A 17,071-nucleotide genomic window follows, 5' to 3' on the forward strand; every position below is an offset into this window, starting at 1 on the left:
GGAGGCGGGGCGCGCCGCGGCTGGCGTGCGGTCAGCCGGCCAGGGCGCGGGCCACGGCGTAGCCGGCGGTGGCCGCGGCGAGCCCGGCGGCCACGCTGCCCAGCACATTGGCCAGCGCGAGGAATCGACGACCGCCCCGCGCCAGCCGCAGCGTCTCGTAGCTGAAGGTGGAGTAGGTGGTCAGCGCCCCACAGAACCCGGTGCCGAGCAGCGCGCTGACCGCCGGGCCGGTCGGCCACCCGACGAGCACGCCGAGCAGCAGCGAGCCGACCACGTTGACGGTGAGCGTGCCCCACGGAAACGCCGAGTCGTGCCGGGACTGCACGGCCCGGTCGGTGAAATAGCGCAACGGTGCGCCGACGGCCGCCCCCAGGGCGATGAGCAGGACTGTCATCGGGCCACCCGCCGCCGCAGCAGTGCGGCGGTCACGGCGTCGCCCAGCCCGACCGCGACAAGCGCACCGAGCACCGTGCCGGCCAGGTACGCCAGCGCGGTGCCCGGTGCGCCCGCGACAAGTGCCTGCTGGACGTCCACCGCGTAGGTGGAGAACGTGGTGAACCCGCCGAGCACCCCGACGCCGAGGAACGGGCGGGCCAGCGGATGCCCACCGCCGAGGTGGGTAAGGATCGCCATCAGCACACCGATCAGCAGGCAGCCGGACAGGTTGATGGCGAACGTGGCCCACGGGAAGCCCGTCGCCGCGTGGGGGGCGGCGTGTTGCAGGGCGGCTCGGGCCAGCGCGCCGACCACCCCGCCGGCCGCGATGCTGGCGAGGATCGTCGCGGGGCGAGTGGTCAGCTCGCCCCGATCGGCGTCGACACGGAGGTCGACGTCGGGGTCGGTGCGCTGGTCCGGGGGCTCTGCCACGGGTCCTCAGCGTAGTGCCGCGACGGCGGCGGTCAGCGTACGGCCGCGACGGCGGCGTCCGGGCCGCCGCGCCACACCGCGCCGACCTCGGTGAAGCCGGCCGCGGTGAGTGCGGCCAGGTGCCACGAGACGGGCGGGTTCCACTCCGGGCTGTGCCCGGTCGGGTAGATGGCCTGCCGCTGGGCGACGAGCGGGGCAAGCGCCGGATCGGCGGCGGCCCGCTCCCACCAGTCCGGCCAGGACAGCACCGAGCCGGCGGCGTACCGGGCGTCGCGCCGGTCCCGGGCCCGGTCCATCAGCCGCTTGGTCAGCTCCGGCAGGCTGTCGTCGGGCATGTGGTCGGCGTTGACGAAGACACCGCCCGGTCGCAGCACGTCACGCAACTCGGCGTAGAGCTGCCCGAGCCGGTCGGCCGGCAGCCAGTGCAGGGCGGTGGCGGTCAGCACGGCGTCGTACTCCTGGTGGGGGAGCGCGGAGCGCCACTCGGGGGTGCCGAGGTCGGCCGTGACGATGGTGGCCCGGCCGGCCAGCGAGGCGCCGGCGATGGCGAGCAGCGCCGGGTCGAGGTCCACCAGGGTCACCTCCGCGTCGGGGAAGCGCGCCAGCGTCCGCAGCGAGATGGTGCCGGTGCCGCCGGCCAGGTCGAGCACGCGCGGCGGCCGACCGTCGAGCACCGCGTCCACGGTGTCCAGCATGGTGGCGAACCGGTGTTCCCGGTCCGGCAGGTAGGCCTCCTGCTGACGGTCCCAGCTCTCCTGCCAGGCCGAGGGCTCCGAAATGTAAGGACTCATAGCGAGCAGGCTAGTTACGAGACGAGCGTGTTGTCCAGACGTTGTTGCACATCTTTTGCAATTGCATGATGATGGCAGGGCGATGATCAGAGCGACGCCGGGTCGGGCATCCGCCCGGCCCGGCGTCCTCCTCCCGGCGAGGTCAGAGCGTGGCGTCCACCAGGCTCGCGTCGACCCGGGCCGGCTCGTCGCGACGGGCCAGCCGCAGCGCGCCGAGGAGTACGCCCAGGCCGATGAGGGTGAGTGCGGCGCCGGCCCAGATCGGCGAGGTGTAGCCGAGGCCGGCGGCGATGGTCACCCCGCCGATCCACGCGCCCAGCGCGTTGCCGAGGTTGAACGCGGCGATGTTCGCCCCGGACGCCAGCGTCGGCGCCTGCTGGGCGTACCGCATGATCCGCATCTGCAGCGGCGGCACGGTGGCGAACCCGAACCCGCCCATCAGCACCAGTGCGACGATGGTCAGCGCCGGGTTGGTGGCGGTCAGCGCGAAGCCGACGAGCACCACGGTGAGCACCGCCAGGACGGTGACCAGGGTGCGCGACAGCGACCTGTCCGCCGCCCGGCCGCCGAGCAGGTTGCCGGCGAAGAGCCCCACGCCGAAGAGGACGAGCAGCCACGGCACGGTGCCGGTGGCGAAGCCGCTGACCTCGGTCAGCGTGTAGGCGATGTAGGTGAACGCGCCGAACATCCCGCCGAAGCCCAGAACGGTGATCACCAGGGAGAGCCAGACCTGCGGGTGGGTGAAGGCCCGCAACTCGCCGCGCAGCCCACCGGCCGGGCGGTCGGCGTTTGCGGTGTCGCCCGCCGGGATGAGCAGGGCCAGCCCGATCAGGGCGACCACCCCGATGGCGGTGATCGCCCAGAACGTCGACCGCCAGCCGAAGTGCTGCCCGAGGAAGGTGCCGAACGGCACGCCGAGCACGTTGGCGATGGTCAGGCCGGCGAACATCATGGCGATGGCGCCCGCCCGGCGGGCCGGTGCGACCAGGCCGGCGGCCACCACGGCGCCGATGCCGAAGAACGCGCCGTGGCAGAGCGCGGCGACGATCCGGCCGGCCATCAGCACGGCGTAGTCGCCGGCGACGGCGGAGAGCAGGTTGCCGATGATGAACAGCACCATCAGGCCGAGCAGCACCGGTTTGCGCGGCAGGCGGGTGACCGCCGCGGTGAGGGCGACCCCGCCGACGGCCACGCTGAGCGCGTAGCCGGAGATCAACCAGCCGGCCACCGGCTCGGTGACCGCGAAGTCGGCGGCCACCTCGGGCAACAGTCCCATGATCACGAATTCGGTGAGCCCGATGCCGAACGCGCCGATGGCCAGCGCGATCAGGCCGGGCGGCAGGGACTTCTGGCGTACGGACATGGTCTTCCCATCGGGGAGGGGGCAGATATGCGGCGCGTGCAACTACACGCGCCAGCAACGAGATACTTGCACGCGCTGGATACCTGCGCAAGCGTGCTAGCCTGGGGCCGTCGAGGTCACACCCGAGGAGGGCCGGCATGGGCATCGCCGACGACGCGGTCGAGATCCGCGCGCAGGGTTGGCGCACCCTCGCCGCCCTGCACGGACTGATCGAGACGTCCCTGGAGCGGGCCCTGCAGGCAGGCCACGACCTCTCCGTCGTCGAATACACGGTGCTCGACGCGCTCTCCCGGCAGGACGGCTGGCACATGCGGATGAGTCAGCTCGCCCGCGCCGCCGCGCTCTCCGGCAGTGCCACCACCCGGCTGGTTACCCGCCTCGAACAGCGGGGGCTGCTCACCCGCATCCTCTGCGCCGACGACCGGCGCGGCATCTACACCGAGCTGACCCCGGCCGGCTCCGAGCTGCTCGCCCAGACTCGACCGACCCACGACCGGGTGCTCACCGACGCGCTCGCCGAGGCCGAGGCCACCCCCGAGCTGGCCCCGCTGGTCGACGCCCTGCATCGGCTGCCGGCCAGCCGCTGACCGCCCCGCCGGTCCGGGCGACGGCGGGCGTACGGTACCCGCAGCCCCACCGGGACCGCCGCGCCAAGGAGGCACGCGATGCAGGACCGCACCCCTCGTGCGGAGGAGCTGGAGCCGGTCGAGCGCGCCGGCATCGACGAGCTGCGCGCCCTGCAACGCGAACGGCTGCGCTGGTCGTTGCGGCACGCGTACGACAACGTGCCGCACTACCGCCGGGCGTTCGACGCGGCCGGGGTGCACCCCGACGACTGCCGGGACCTCGACGACCTGGCCCGCTTCCCGTTCACCGGCAAGGCGGAGCTGCGGGACAACTACCCGTTCGGCATGTTCGCCGTCCCCCGGGAGCGGGTCGCCCGGCTGCACGCCTCCTCCGGCACCACCGGCCGGCCGACAGTCGTCGGCTACACCCGCGACGACCTGCGCACCTGGGCGCGGCTGATGGCCCGCTCGATCCGCGCCTCCGGCGGTCGCCCCGGCGACCGGGTGCACGTCGCGTACGGCTACGGGCTCTTCACCGGTGGCCTCGGCGCGCACTACGGGGCCGAGGAACTGGGCTGCACCGTCATCCCGGTCTCCGGGGGCATGACCGAGCGTCAGGTGCTGCTGATCCGCGACTTCGAACCCGAGGTCATCATGGTCACGCCCAGCTACCTGCTGGCCATCGTCGACGAGATGCGCCGCCAGGGCATCGACCCGCGGGCCACCTCACTGCAGGTGGGCATCTTCGGAGCCGAGCCGTGGACCGAGGACATGCGCCGCGAGATCGAGCAGCAGTTGGACATCCACGCCGTCGACATCTACGGGCTGTCCGAGGTGATGGGCCCCGGCGTGGCCACCGAGTGCGTCGAGACCAAGGACGGCCTGCACCTCTGGGAGGACCACTTCTACCCGGAGATCATCGACCCGGTGACCGGGGCGGTGCTGCCCGACGGCGAGCGGGGCGAGCTGGTGTTGACCTCGCTGACCAAGGAGGCGATGCCGGTAGTGCGTTACCGCACCCGCGACCTGACCCGGCTGCTGCCCGGCACCGCCCGCCCGATGCGCCGGATCGAGAAGATCACCGGCCGGACGGACGACATGATGATCGTGCGCGGGGTGAACATCTTCCCCACCCAGATCGAGGAGCTGATCCTGCGTACCCCGCAGTTGTCGCCGCACTTCCAGTGTGTCCTCGATCGGCAGGGCCGGTTGGACACCCTGACGGTCCGGGTGGAGCGACGGGCCGGGGTCGCGGCGGACGCCGCCGAGCGGGCCGGCGCGACATTGGTCGAGCTGGTCAAGAACACCGTCGGCGTGAGCGTGGCGGTCGACGTCCTCGCGCCGGACGCGGTGGAACGGTCGGTGGGCAAGATGCGCCGCATCGTCGACGGGCGACAGTCACCGCGGACGGCGGCGTGAACGGACGTTCGACAGTGGCGGCTCAACGGGTTGCCCGCCGGTACGACGGGGTTGGGCGTTGAGCGACAGCCTGCGAGTGGCGGTGGCCGGCGCCGGTCTGGGCGGGCTGTGCCTCGCTCAGGGCCTGCTGCGCGCCGGTGTCGACGTCGACGTCTACGAGCGGGATGCCGCGCTGGACAGCCGCCGGCAGGGTTACCGCCTGCACGTCGACGCTCGCGCGGCTCTCGCGCTGGAGAAATGCCTGCCGCCACCGCTGTTTCGGTTGTTCCTGGCCACGACGGGCCGCCCGGGGAGCAGGGTGACGGTGCTGTCCGGGCGGCTGCGTGTCCTGCACGAGACGCCCGCCGGCCCGTCGCGCGACCCAGACGACCCGGCAACTCTGTCCACGTCGGTTGATCGACGGACGCTGCGCGAGATCCTCGCCGCCGGACTGGGGGACCGGATTCACTACTGTCACGAGCTCACCGGCTACGACCAGGACCCGGACGGGGTGACGCTGCGCTTCGCGGACGGCTCCACGACGCGCGCCGACGTCCTGGTCGGCGCGGACGGGGTGGGTTCGGCGGTCCGGCGCGTACTGCTGCCACACGCGCGGCAGGTCGACACCGGCACGCGGATCATCTACGGCAAGACACCACTCGACGACGCGGCCCGGCAGCTCGTCCCGTCGGCCCTGTACGACGGGTTCACCGCGATCGTGGGCGGCCACGTCGGTCTGGCTGCCGGGCTCGTCGAGTTCCGGCGTCGACCCGTGGACGCGGCCGCCGCGATCGCTCCAGACGTACGCCTGAGCCCGGCCGGTGACTACCTGATGTGGGCGCTTTCCGCGCGACGTGACCGGCTGCCGGTGTCCGACGGGAATCTTGCCGAGGCCGACGCCGCGACCCTGCACTCCGTCGCCTGCCGGGCGATCCGGTCGTGGCACCCCGACCTGCGTGCCCTGCTGGGCGCGGCGGCTGTGCGGGAAACGTTCCTCGTCCGGGTCCGCAGCAGCCAGCGTGTGCCGGCGTGGATCCCGAGCCGGGTGACTCTGCTCGGTGACGCCATCCACACGATGAGCCCGGCCGGCGGCTCCGGCGCGAACACCGCGCTGATGGACGCGGCACAGCTGTGCGACGCGCTCACCGGCGGCAGCGACCTCGTGGCGGCGATCGGCGAGTACGAGGAACGGATGCGTGCCTACGGCTTCGCCGCGGTTGACGCGTCGCGGCAGGCGGAGGCGGAAACCGCACGTCGGCGTAGCCCGCTGTGGCTGTGGCTCGTGGACCACCTGCCGCAGGTGGGCGGCACGGGCAGGCGGACGCGCTGAACCCACAGCCGGGGCGCTCCGGTTGCGTCGCCGCCTATGATCCTGCCCATGCGTGTGCTGGTGGTCTCCGCCCCGCTGGTCGGGCACGTCTTCCCGCTGGTGCCGCTCGCGGTCGCGTTGCGCGACGCCGGCCACGAGGTGCTGCTGGCCACCGGCGGGGGTGGCCTGGCCGCCGCCGACGCGGGTCTGTCGGTGCACGACGTCGCGCCGGGCTTCGACTTCGGCCGGATCGCGCTGCGGGTCTTTCCCCGGCACCCGCTGATCGCCCGCGCCGAGTTGGCCGGCACCGCCGACACCCGGGGCGCCGGCCTGCTCTTCGGCGCGCTCAACGATCGGCTCACCGACCCGGTGGTTACCCTGGCCACCGAGTGGCGGCCGGACCTGGTGCTGCACGAGCCGTTCGCGGTGGCCGGCGCGGTGGCCGCCGCCCGGCTGGGCGTGCCGGCCGTACGCCAGGAGAACTCCCTCTTCGACGGCCGGGACCTGGTCCGCGCCACCACCGCCCGGCTCGGTTCCGCGCTGCGGCGGCACGGCCTGACCGAGCTGCCGCCGCCGGCCGCCGCCCTCGCGGTGGCCCCGCCCAGCGTGGCGAGGCAGGATGGCTGGCCGATGCGCTACGACTCCTACGTCGGCGGCGGCGAGCTACCGGCCTGGCTGCGGGAGCCGGGTGAACGACCGCGCATCCTGGTCACCCGCAGCACGTTGACCGGCCCCGGCGACCGGGGGCCGATGCCCGCCGTGGTCGCCGCAGCCGCCGAGGTGGACGCCGAGATCGTGCTGGTCCGGCCCGACGAGCGGTCGACCCGGTCGCTGCCCGGCAACGTGCGGGTAGTCGACTGGATCCCGCTCGACGCGGCGTTGCCGTCGAGTGCGGCGCTGGTGCACCACGGCGGGGCGGGCAGCATCTTCGGTGCCCTCGCCGCCGGCCTGCCGCAGCTCGCCACCACGGGTCCGGGGGACCGGCGGCACAACGCCGAGCTGGTGGCCCGCCGGGGTGCCGGTCTGGCGCTGCGCCCCCGGTCCATCACCGCGGGGGCGCTGACCCAGCTACTCACCGACGACCGCCTGCGTACCGCCGCCGGGCAGGTCAGCCGGGAGATCGCCGCGATGCCGCCGCCGGCCGACCTGGCCACGCGGCTGGCGGCACTGGCCTGACGGTTACCCCGCGTGGCCGCGCCGGGAGCGCGGTCCGCTGGGGCAGGATGACGTGATGCGACACGTCGTGCTGTTCCACTCCGTGTACGGGCTGCGGCCCGCCGTGCGCGCCGCCGCCGACCGGTTGCGTGCCGCCGGGCACCAGGTCGCCACCCCCGACCTGTACGGCGTACCGGCCACCGACTCCGTCGAGGACGGCTTCGCGCTGCTCGACAAGGTCGGCCACGAGGTGGTGCTCGACCGGGCCCGGGTGGCACTGCGTGACCTGCCACCGGAGACGGTGCTCGCCGGCTTCTCGATGGGCGCCGGTGTGGCCGGGGCGCTGTTGGCCGAGCGCCCCCACTGCGCTGGCCTGCTCCTGTTGCACGGCACCGGCGGCGCACCCGACGCGGTCCGGCCCGGGTTGCCGGTGCAGTTGCACCTCGCCGACCCCGACCCGTTCGACGCGCCGGACGAGGTCGACGAGTGGCAGCAGGCGCTCACCGACGCCGGCGCCGACCTGGCGGTCTTCCGCTACCCAGGCGTGGGCCACCTGTTCACCGACCCGGACCTCGCCGAGCACTCCCCGGACGCCACCGCGGCGACCTGGCCGCGCGTGTTGGCCTTCCTGGCGCCCCGCTGAGCGGCGGCGACTCCCGGCGGCGGCCGTCCCGGCTTTCGCTCAGCGCGTGCCGGCGCCGATGCGCGGGGGAGTCGCGGTGCCGTGCACCCGCCTGGCGTGGGCGGCAAACAGCCGGGGGGCGATGATCGGCATGAGGAGACGGGCCGGCAGCGGCGCGTGCGCCAACACCGCCTTGATCACCTCGGGGTCACCCTCGTACATGGCCAGGCCGAAGGCCAGCGGCAGCCGCTTCTTCGGGGTCTGAGCCATCCCGTGCTCGCCGAGCTGCATCCACTCCGCGGCGGTGACGTACCGTGCGGCCAACGGCAGGATCTCGGCCTCCTCCATGGCCATGTGCTCGATCAGCGCGACCCGCAGCTGCTCCAGCGCCTCCGCGAGCCGCGCACCGCCGTGCCCGGTACGACGCCACTGCGGTAGCAGCGCGACCACCGCCGCGTGGCCGTCCTCGATGGCGTGGTGCTGCGCCTCCATGGTGGGGACGATGGCCGCCGCCGCCGCGCCGCCGCGTTCCACCAGCCGGGGCCACAGCAGCAGGTCCTCGCCCTCGTGGTGCAGGTGCAGGGTGTGGCAGAGCATCTCGGCGTGGGCGCCGACGACCTCCGCGCGGCTGACGTCGCCCGGCCTGACGTCGCGGACGAGCTGCGGGAGGAGGCTGAACTCGCGACGGAACACGGCGTGGGCCATGTACATGTCGCGGACGTCGGCCATGGCTTCGGAGTGGTTCTTGTTCACGGTGCCCTTTCCGAGGGATCAACTGACACAGATATGTTGATCATGCGCGGTGGCACTTGGAAACGGCTTGGAATCCACCAACCGGGGATCAGGCGGCCAGTGCGGCCGTCGCCTCGGCCAGCCAGTGCGGCGACTCCCACCGGCGGGCCACCTCGGCCGCCAGCGTGAAGTGCCGGGTGGCCTCGTCGGTGCGGCCCAGCAACCGGAACAGCTCGCCAAGCGTCAGTGCGACCGGCCGCACCACGGCCGCCGTGGTGGAGAAACCGGCCAGCTGGTCGCGGACCGGGAGCAGGGCGTCGATCACGGGCTGGGCCAGGTCCCGGCGGCCCAGCGCCACGATGACCATCGCCCGCACGCTGAGCAGCGCCGACTCGAAGTAGTCCGGGCGGTAGATGTGCCGTGCGATCGGCAGGGCCCGCGCCTCGTCCACCCGTTCGCTGTCGATCAGTGCCAGCGCCAGCAGGTCGTCCACGATCGGACCCAGCGACCCGCGTATCCGCCGGGTCGCCTCCAGATGCTCCCCGAAGCGCCCCTGGCTGATCAGCAGGGTCCCCACCGAGAAGAAATGGAAGGCCTCGGCGTGCAGGGAGCCCTGCCGCCGCATCTGCTCGGCGACCTCGTCGTAGTGCCGTCGCGCCGCGACGAAGTCGCCGGTGACGTGCGCGAGGGCGGCCAGTGCGCACCTGTGGATCGTCTGCGCCTCGTTGAGCTGGTACGTCTCGGCCAGCCACCCGTGCCGGGCGACGCTGCGGCGCAGCTCGTCCGGCTCGTTGAGCGCGGCAGCACAGTGACCGAGCACCTGCTCGGCGACCGAGCGGTAGGTCACCAGCGCGTGCTCGGCGGCGAGGTCGCCCAGCTCCAAGGCCAACCCCCGGCGTTCCGGCGCCTCCCGCTCGTAGCTCATGGTGCGCACCCGCGCGGCCAGCCCGAGGGCCCGCACCTCGGGGTCGTCCAGCCGCCGGCCGAGGGCCAGCGCCTCCCGCCCGGCCGCCACGCCCCGGGGATCTGCCTCGCCGTCCAGCTCCGTGGCCAGCGCCTCCAGCAGCCGGCAGCGGGCGACCGGGTCCAGGTCGTCGGCACGCAGCAGCCGGGTGAGCAACTCGACGACGCGGTGGTCCACCACGCCGTACTCGTGGGTCAGCCACGGGGTGGGGACGGTCCACGCGGTGAAGGCCGCGACCAGCAGCTCCTCCCGGTCGGACGCGGTGGCGACGTCGACGGCTCGGGCGCGGGTCCGCCGGGCGGCGGCCACCGCGCCGGCCCGCGCCTGGGCGCGCAGCAGCCGGCCGAGCAGGTCGACCCGCAGCGCGTCGTGATCCCCGCTGACCGACCCGGCGACGTCCACGGCGTTGGTGAGCACCTCGATCGCCGCGTCGTACGCGTACCGCCGCTCGGCCAGTTCGGCGGCGCGGATGGCGTACTCGACGGCGAGCGGCGCGGTGTCGGCCGACGCCGCCCGGGCGTAGTGGTGGGCCAGGGCCGGATAGTCGTCGGGTGTCAGCCGGCGGGTGGCCGCGGCGATCCGGGCGTGCAGGCGGGTGCGGCGCAGCTGGGGCAGGTCGGTGTAGATGGTGTCGCGGACCAGCCCGTGCACGAAGCGCACCCGCCCCGGCGCCGGTTCGGTGAGCAGCCCGGCGGCCAGCCCGACCTCCAGCGCTTCGAGGACGGAGGTCTCGTCGGTGCCGGCGGCGTCGACAAGTGTGCGCACCTCAGCCTCCCGCCCGGCGGCCGCGGTGAGGCGCAGCGCCGAGACGGCAGCCGAGGGCAGGCGGGAGAGCCGTCGGCGCAGCACGTCGCGTACGCCCTCCGGCACGTCGCTGGTGGCCACGAGCGTGCCCTCGGTGGCCAACAGTCGGGCCGACTCCCGCACGTAGAACGGGTTGCCGCCGGTCCGCTCGGCCAGCGCGGCGACGGTGTCCGGGTCGACGGTGGTCCGGGCCAGCGCGCTGAGCAGCCGTTGCACCTCGGGCGGCGTCAGCCCGGCCAACGGGATCCGCAGGGGTGCTCGGCGGGCCAGGACGGCCATCGTGTCGGCGAGCCGCTCGCGGTGCTCGGCCGGGCGCAACGCCGCGACGAACAGGACGGCCCCGGTGGTCACCTCGATGACGCTGTTCAGCAGGAGCAGCGTCTCGGCGTCGGCGGCGTGCAGGTCGTCGAGGACGACGGCGACCGGTCGGCGGACCGCGGCGGCGTCCAACCAGGCCCCGACGGCACGGTGCAGCCGGAACCGGCCGGCGGTGACGTCGCCCCCTCCGTCGCCGTCGCCGTCGCCGAGCAGTGGTGCGAGGGCCGGTGCGAGATCACCCGGCGGCGCCTGCCCGGCGAGCTGACGCAACGCCTCGACCCAGGCCCAGGCCGGCGGGGCGCCCTCGACCTCGGGGCAGCGGCCCACCGTGACCAGCCAGCCGTCGGCGGCGAGCCCGTCGCGGAACCGGGTGAGCAGGCTCGTCTTGCCGGCCCCGGCCTCCCCGCTGAGCAGCGCGACGCGTGGCCCGTCGGCCACCGCCTCGGCCGCGGCCTGCCGGAGAGCCGCCAGCTCGGCCTCCCGCCCGACGAACACCTCCTCCGGCACCTGTCGCTCGGTGCCGACGCGTACCGCCGTGGCGGCCACCGGGGGCAGCAGGTCGAGGCGCTGGCCCAGGATCGCGGACTCCACCTCGACCAACGCCGGCCCCGGATCGAGGCCGAGCTGGTCCGCGAGGGTCGCTCGCGCCCGGCGCAGCGCGGCGAGCGCGTCGCCCTGCCGACCGGCACGCCACAACGCCAACGCCAGCAGGCGCCAACACTCCTCCCGCAGCGGCGCCTGCCGGGTCAGCACCTCCGCCTCGGACACCGCCTCGGCCGGGTCGCCGAAGCGCACCGTCAGATCGAGCAGCAGCTCCCGGGCGCCGAGACGCAACTCCTCCAGCCGCAGCACCTCGGCCTGCGCCCACGGCTCCCCGGCGAATTCGGCGTACGCCCGACCACGCCACAGGTCGAGCCCCGTGCCCAGCAGGTGACGTGCCCGGCCCGGGTCGGTGGGGCTGACCGCTCGCGCCTGCACGAGCAGCCGCTCGAACCGGCCGGCGTCGACCGCGTCGGCGGGCACCCGGATCGCGTAGCCGGGCGGCGCGCTGACCAGGACCCGGGCCGGCGCGCGGCGCTCGCGGGACGGCTCCACCAGGCGGCGCAGGTGCGAGACGTACGCCTGGAGGGAGGCGATCGCCCGTGGCGGCGGGTCACCCCGCCACAGATCCTCGATCATCTGACCGGTGGAGACGACCTCGCCCCGGGCCGCCAGCAGCAGCGCGAGCACGGCGCGTTGGCGGGGGCCGCCGAGGTCGACAGGTCCGCCTGAGTCGACCTCGACCTCAAGCGGCCCGAGCACCCGTAGCAGCATGACCGGGCCAATCCTAGTCACGCGCCGGGTGGCCTTCCCGGTCTACCGCGCAACGGCCGGCCCGGTCACCGAGGGTACCTGCGGTGTCCAGGCGGTGCGGCTCCACCTTTCTTGACCGAACGATCTGGATACGGTTAGAGTCGAGTCGTGGCACGGACCAAGGAGTTCGATCCGGATGCGGCACTGCGGGCGGCCCTCGACCTGTTCTGGGAGCGGGGCTACGAGGCCACCTCGATGGCCGACCTGGTCGAGCATCTGGGTGTCGCGCGAGCGAGCATCTACGCGACGTTCGGCAACAAACACGATCTCTATCTCAAGGCGCTCGACCGGTACGGCGACCTGGTCGACCCCATCCTGCTGCGTGACCTGTCGCAGCCGGGTCCGGCGCTGCCGGCCGTCCGAGCCCTCGTCGAGCGATACGCGTGCGAGGCCGGCGACGACGGCGGGCGGCGTGGCTGCTTCATCGTCAACACGGCCGTGGAGGTCGCGCCGCATGATCGACAGGCGGCACGACGCGTGACGGCGAGCTGGGACTACCTGGAAACCGCGCTGACCTCTGCGTTGATTCGGGCGCAGTCCCAGGGTGAGCTCGCGCCGGGCAAGGACCCCCGAGCGCTGGCCCGGCTTCTGCTCGTGCTGTTGCAGGGCATCCGGGTGGTCGGCAAGGTGTCGGCCGAGCCGCGGCGGCTGCGGGACGCCGCCGCCCAGGCGTTGTCCCTGCTCGACTGACGGCGGGCCGCCGCAGCGCACCGCTGATCGCGCACCGGCTCGCCACGGCGCGGAGCTGAGCCGATGGCGCGGTGTCGACGTTCCTTTCTCGACCGTGCGGCGTTGCCCCTGCGCCGAATCTGGAACGAATGGTCCCGAATGCTGGAGGGTGGGCGACGATGGCGACAGCGGTCCCCGACCTACCGCCGGGCAGGCCCGGTGCGGTGGCGCACAGTCGTAGCCCGTGGCCGCGACCCGAAGGCCAGCACGGCGAGCCGGGAGAACCATCCGTCGGCCCTGCCTTCGCGCTGCTCGGCACCGTACAGACGACGCTGATCTTCACTGTCACCGTCATCTCCGTACCGCTGCCGGTGATCGGCCGAGAGTGGGGACTGGGCCAGTCCAGCCTGGTCCTCCTCAGCGCCGCCTACGGGTTGTCCTTCAGCGGTCTGTTGCTCTTCGGCGGTCGGCTCACCGACCGGTACGGCGGACGCCGGATGTTCACCACCGGTCTCGTTGTCTTTGCCGCCGCCTCGACGGCGGCGACACTCGCTCCCGGAAGTGCGACCCTCACCGCCGCGCGCTTCGCCCAGGGGGTGGGCGCCGCCCTCGTCGCGCCGGCAGCCGTGGCGGTGTTGCGACGGGTGTTCCCGGATCCCGTCAGCTATGGCCGAGCGATGGCGACCTGGGGCGGCCTGTCGGTACTCGGTGCGACGTTGGGAAGTCTCCTCTCCGGGATCGTCGCCACCTGGTTGTCGTGGCGGTGGATGGTGGCGGTTCCGCTGGTGGTCGCCGCGGTGGCGGCGGTGGTGACGCCGCGGACGCTGCCCGCGGACACCCGGCACGGGCGGGCCACGCTCGACCTGCCGGGCGCGTTGCTCGCCACCACGGGAATCACGCTGCTCAGCTGTGGCCTGGTGGTCACCGGCGAACACGGGTGGACCTCGGCGATGGTGCTGGCCCCGCTGGCCTCGGGCCTGGCACTGCTCGGCGCCTTCGTCGCGGTCGAACTGTCCAGCGCCGAACCGCTCCTGCCGATGTCCTTCCTGGCTGATCTCCGGCGGGCGACCGCGCTGCTCGTGATCGCCGTGTCCGCGGCCGGAACCGCACTCGTCTTCCTCCTCCTGGCCCTGTATCTCCAACAGGTCCGCAACTGGACGCCGCTGCGTACCTCCATGGCGTTCCTCCCGTACGCGGTGGTCCTCGTCGTCGCCGGGCGGCTGTCCGGGCGACTCATCGCCCGCTGGGGAGCCCAACGCGTCACCTCCGCGGGGCTCGCGCTGGCGGCCGGTGGCCTGCTCCTGCTGGCCGGCGTGCACCCGCACACCGGATACGGCCTCGGTCTGCTGCCTGGCCTCGCTCTCCTGCCGGCCGGAGTCGCGTTGTCCTTCTCCGCCGGGTCCGTGCTCGCGCTGTCTGACGTGCGACCACGTGAAGCGGGGCTCGCCGGAGGTGTGCTGAACACGGCGATGGAGGTGGGACCAACGGCAGGCCTCGCCCTGCTGACCGCGCTCGCCACGGCGCGCTCCACGCACCTCGAGGCCGGCGGTGCCGGCCTACCCGACGCCACCACCAGCGGGTACGCCTGGGCGTTCGGCGCCGCCGGGTCCGCGTTCGCCGCACTCGCCGCTGTCACCGCACTGACCGGACGCACCCGCCCCCACCCGTCCGGCCGACGGGCCACAACAACCTCGGCCGATGGCGCCCCCCGGAAAGCGAACCCACCACCACAACCGATCCGACACCCAGGAGGAGTCACCACCGTGACCGCACGATTCACCAGCAAGGTCGCCCTCGTCACCGGCGGCGGCACCGGTATCGGCCAGGCCGTCGCACGAGCGTTCGCCCGCGAGGGGGCGGCCGTCGTCGTGGCGGGTCGCACGCCCGGCTCGCTCGACGCCACCGTCAAGCTCATCGAGGACGAGGGCGGCCGGGCTTCGGCCGTCACCGCCGACGTCACCCACTCGGCCGACCTGGCCCGGATGGTGGCCGAGACCACCAGCCGGTACGGCGGGCTCGACATCGCGGTCAACAGCGCCGGCACCCTGACCGCGGTCGGCCCGCTCGGCGATGTCGACGAGCAGCAGTGGCAACACCTCGTCGCGGTGAACCTCACCGGCACGCTGCTGTCCATGAAGCACGAAATCGCCCACATGCGGGCCCACGGTGGCGGCGTCATCGTCAACATCGCCTCGAACCTCGGTGCTCACGCGCGGCTCGAAGGGCTCGGCGCGTACGTGGCGACAAAGGCCGCGGTGAGCGCGCTGACCCGCAACGCCGCCCTGGACCACATCCGAGATGGGATCCGGATCAACAGCATCAGCCCCGGGCCGATGGACACCGCGATGTCTCTCCGGCCCGGGGAAAGCCCCGCCGACCGCGCCGACCGGATGGCGGCACAGCTGCCGATCGGCCGCGTCGGCACCCTCGACGAGATCGCCGCGGCGGTGCTGTACCTGGCCTCACCCGACGCCGGCTTCGCCGTCGGCACCGATCTGGTGTTCGACGGGGGAGCCGCCGCCTAGATCCACCCACCACCGCCCGCGCGGGCCACTCCAAGGGCCTCGCGGGCGGTGTGCTCGGCCGACCTCCCACCTGACGCTCGGCCCGGTGCCAAGAGGCTGACAACAGATCTCGTTCGATATCGTGGCGGCCACCACCGAGATCCGTGAGCGGGGGAGCAGTGCCAAGGACGGCTTTCGACGAGCACGAGCGGTCGCGCTGGGCCGGGCGCGCGAAGGCGTTCGACAGCAGCTTCGCCGCCCTCTGTGCCCATCCCGCACCTGCGTTGCTGGACGCCGCTGGCATCGCGGCGGGCATGCGGGTGCTGGACGTGGGCACCGGTTCCGGGACCGTGGCCGGGTCGGCGAGCGCTCGTGGCGCGACGGTCGTCGCCGTCGACGCCGAGCCCAGCATGGTCGAGCTGGCGCGCGGCCGGGTGCCAGCCGCCGAAGAGGTCCGCCTCGCGGCCCTGCCGCACCTGCCGTTCGCCTCGCGGTCGTTCGACGCGGCCGTGGCGAACTTCGTGATCAATCACGTCGGTGATCCGCTGGCCGCGATCAGCGAACTGCGACGGGTCGTCCGGCCGGCCGGACGGATCGCGGTGACGATCTGGCCCGACCCGCCGCCGGAGGCGCAGCGGTTGTGGGGCGTGGTGTTCGACGCCGCCGGGGTCGACCGTCCGACCTCGGTGCCGACCGTGGACGCGGAGCGGGACTTTCCGCGTACCCCCGAGGGTTTCGCGGGTTTGCTCGACGCCGCCGGCCTCACCGACGTGCGCTGCGACACGATCACCTGGGTGCATCGTACCGACCCCGAGGCCTGGTGGAGCGGCCCGGCCAACGGCATCAGCAGGGCCGGCCTGGTACTGGCGGCCCAGCCGCCGGACGTGCGCACCCGGATCCGTGCCGCGTACGACGAGCTGACCGCCGCCTACCGGGACCGCGACGGCCTGCTCGCGCTGCCGACCGCGGCGCTGCTGGCCGCGGCTTCCGTGCCGTAGGCGGCGGAGCGACACCCGGCCGTCCGCGGGTGCGGCGCCACGTCGAGAATGCGGGGCATGGAGTTCCTGTGCTACCACCGCGACCGGCCCGGCGACGTTGCGCGACGAGTTGTTGGCCGAGCACTGGTCCTACATGGATCGGTACGGGCAGGAGTTGATCGCCCGCGGCCCGACCTTGTCCGGCGACACGGCCACCGGCAGCGTGCACATCGTCGACATGCCCGATCCGGCCGCCGCACGGGCGTTCGCCTTCGACGAACCCAACTACCAGGCCGGCGTGTACCGCGACGTGCTGCTGCGCCGATGGCGCAACACGCTGGGCCGCACCATGTGGGACTTCCCCGGTGGTCGGACCGGCGGCAACCGCTACCTGGTGCTGGGCCTCGGCGCGGGGCAGCCCGTCGACCTGCCCCTGCCACCCGACCCGGACGAGCTGATCGCGTACGGGCCGCTGCTGTCCGACGACGGCGCCACGTGGCTGGGCACCGCCGCGCTGGTCCGGGCACCGACCCCGGACGCGGCGCGCGCCATCCTGACCGTGGACCGGTACGCCGACGTCGAGGTGCACAACTGGCAGTTCGGCGGCCGGCCGTCGGGGGACAGTGGTTCGTCGTGACGCACCCGCCTCGGCCGGGGTCCTCGGGCCTCGAGCTGGACC

Annotated in this window: 15 protein-coding genes; 9 read left to right on the plus strand and 6 right to left on the minus strand. The window is 73.7% G+C overall.

Annotated features, from left to right (window positions below; genetic code table 11):
• Positions 1-31: 31 nt before the first annotated feature.
• The 4 genes from crcB to AB0B57_RS34345 all read right to left on the minus strand — a co-directional run bounded on the left by crcB (position 32) and on the right by AB0B57_RS34345 (position 3,021).
• The gene (gene crcB / locus AB0B57_RS34330) at positions 32-394 is read right to left on the minus strand and encodes a fluoride efflux transporter CrcB (RefSeq protein ID WP_357079723.1); all 363 of its coding nucleotides are present in this window, start codon (positions 392-394) and stop codon (positions 32-34) included.
• Positions 391-867 carry a CrcB family protein gene (locus tag AB0B57_RS34335; RefSeq protein WP_357079726.1) on the minus strand — a complete coding sequence of 159 codons (477 nt, stop codon included), beginning with the start codon at positions 865-867 and terminating at the stop codon, positions 391-393. The genes crcB and AB0B57_RS34335 overlap by 4 nt, the downstream gene beginning before the upstream one ends.
• A 32-nt stretch (positions 868-899) precedes the next feature.
• Complete coding sequence (locus AB0B57_RS34340) at positions 900-1,658, minus strand: class I SAM-dependent methyltransferase (protein WP_357079729.1); 759 nt, start codon at positions 1,656-1,658, stop codon at positions 900-902.
• Between the two features lie 142 nt (positions 1,659-1,800).
• On the minus strand, positions 1,801-3,021 hold the full coding sequence (locus AB0B57_RS34345) for an MFS transporter (protein ID WP_357079732.1): 1,221 nt from the start codon (positions 3,019-3,021) through the stop codon (positions 1,801-1,803).
• A 137-nt stretch (positions 3,022-3,158) separates the two neighbouring features.
• Here AB0B57_RS34345 and AB0B57_RS34350 point away from each other — a divergent pair, with 137 nt between their 5' ends.
• The 5 genes from AB0B57_RS34350 (at position 3,159) to AB0B57_RS34370 (ending at position 8,092) form a co-directional block, all read left to right on the plus strand.
• The gene (locus AB0B57_RS34350) at positions 3,159-3,608 is read left to right on the plus strand and encodes a MarR family transcriptional regulator (RefSeq protein ID WP_357079735.1); all 450 of its coding nucleotides are present in this window, start codon (positions 3,159-3,161) and stop codon (positions 3,606-3,608) included.
• Positions 3,609-3,686: 78 nt separating this feature from the next.
• A complete protein-coding gene (paaK, locus tag AB0B57_RS34355; protein WP_357079739.1) occupies positions 3,687-5,006 on the plus strand; it encodes a phenylacetate--CoA ligase PaaK in 1,320 nt (439 codons plus the stop codon).
• Between the two features lie 58 nt (positions 5,007-5,064).
• The gene (locus AB0B57_RS34360; RefSeq protein ID WP_357079742.1) at positions 5,065-6,315 is read left to right on the plus strand and encodes an FAD-dependent monooxygenase; all 1,251 of its coding nucleotides are present in this window, start codon (positions 5,065-5,067) and stop codon (positions 6,313-6,315) included.
• A 48-nt stretch (positions 6,316-6,363) separates the two neighbouring features.
• Positions 6,364-7,470 (plus strand): nucleotide disphospho-sugar-binding domain-containing protein, encoded by a 1,107-nt coding sequence (locus AB0B57_RS34365; protein WP_357079745.1) that lies wholly within the window; start codon positions 6,364-6,366, stop codon positions 7,468-7,470.
• A gap of 55 nt (positions 7,471-7,525) precedes the next feature.
• Positions 7,526-8,092 (plus strand): dienelactone hydrolase family protein, encoded by a 567-nt coding sequence (locus AB0B57_RS34370; protein WP_357079748.1) that lies wholly within the window; start codon positions 7,526-7,528, stop codon positions 8,090-8,092.
• Positions 8,093-8,131: 39 nt separating this feature from the next.
• Here AB0B57_RS34370 and AB0B57_RS34375 read toward each other — a convergent pair whose 3' ends face one another.
• Positions 8,132-8,824, minus strand: a complete 693-nt coding sequence (locus tag AB0B57_RS34375; protein WP_357079752.1) for a hemerythrin domain-containing protein — start codon at positions 8,822-8,824, stop codon at positions 8,132-8,134.
• 88 nt (positions 8,825-8,912) lie between these two features.
• On the minus strand, positions 8,913-12,203 hold the full coding sequence (locus AB0B57_RS34380; RefSeq protein WP_357079755.1) for a BTAD domain-containing putative transcriptional regulator: 3,291 nt from the start codon (positions 12,201-12,203) through the stop codon (positions 8,913-8,915).
• Between the two features lie 147 nt (positions 12,204-12,350).
• Here AB0B57_RS34380 and AB0B57_RS34385 point away from each other — a divergent pair, with 147 nt between their 5' ends.
• The 4 genes from AB0B57_RS34385 to AB0B57_RS34400 all read left to right on the plus strand — a co-directional run bounded on the left by AB0B57_RS34385 (position 12,351) and on the right by AB0B57_RS34400 (position 17,029).
• On the plus strand, positions 12,351-12,932 hold the full coding sequence (locus tag AB0B57_RS34385) for a TetR/AcrR family transcriptional regulator (protein ID WP_357079758.1): 582 nt from the start codon (positions 12,351-12,353) through the stop codon (positions 12,930-12,932).
• A gap of 158 nt (positions 12,933-13,090) precedes the next feature.
• Positions 13,091-15,436 carry a glucose 1-dehydrogenase gene (locus AB0B57_RS34390; protein WP_357079761.1) on the plus strand — a complete coding sequence of 782 codons (2,346 nt, stop codon included), beginning with the start codon at positions 13,091-13,093 and terminating at the stop codon, positions 15,434-15,436.
• Positions 15,437-15,594: 158 nt separating this feature from the next.
• Positions 15,595-16,413, plus strand: a complete 819-nt coding sequence (locus AB0B57_RS34395) for a class I SAM-dependent methyltransferase (RefSeq protein ID WP_357079764.1) — start codon at positions 15,595-15,597, stop codon at positions 16,411-16,413.
• A 97-nt stretch (positions 16,414-16,510) separates the two neighbouring features.
• Positions 16,511-17,029, plus strand: a complete 519-nt coding sequence (locus tag AB0B57_RS34400; protein WP_357079767.1) for a YciI family protein — start codon at positions 16,511-16,513, stop codon at positions 17,027-17,029.
• Positions 17,030-17,071: the final 42 nt, after the last annotated feature.

The sequence above is a fragment of the Micromonospora sp. NPDC049101 genome (assembly GCF_040648675.1).
GTDB lineage: Bacteria > Actinomycetota > Actinomycetes > Mycobacteriales > Micromonosporaceae > Micromonospora.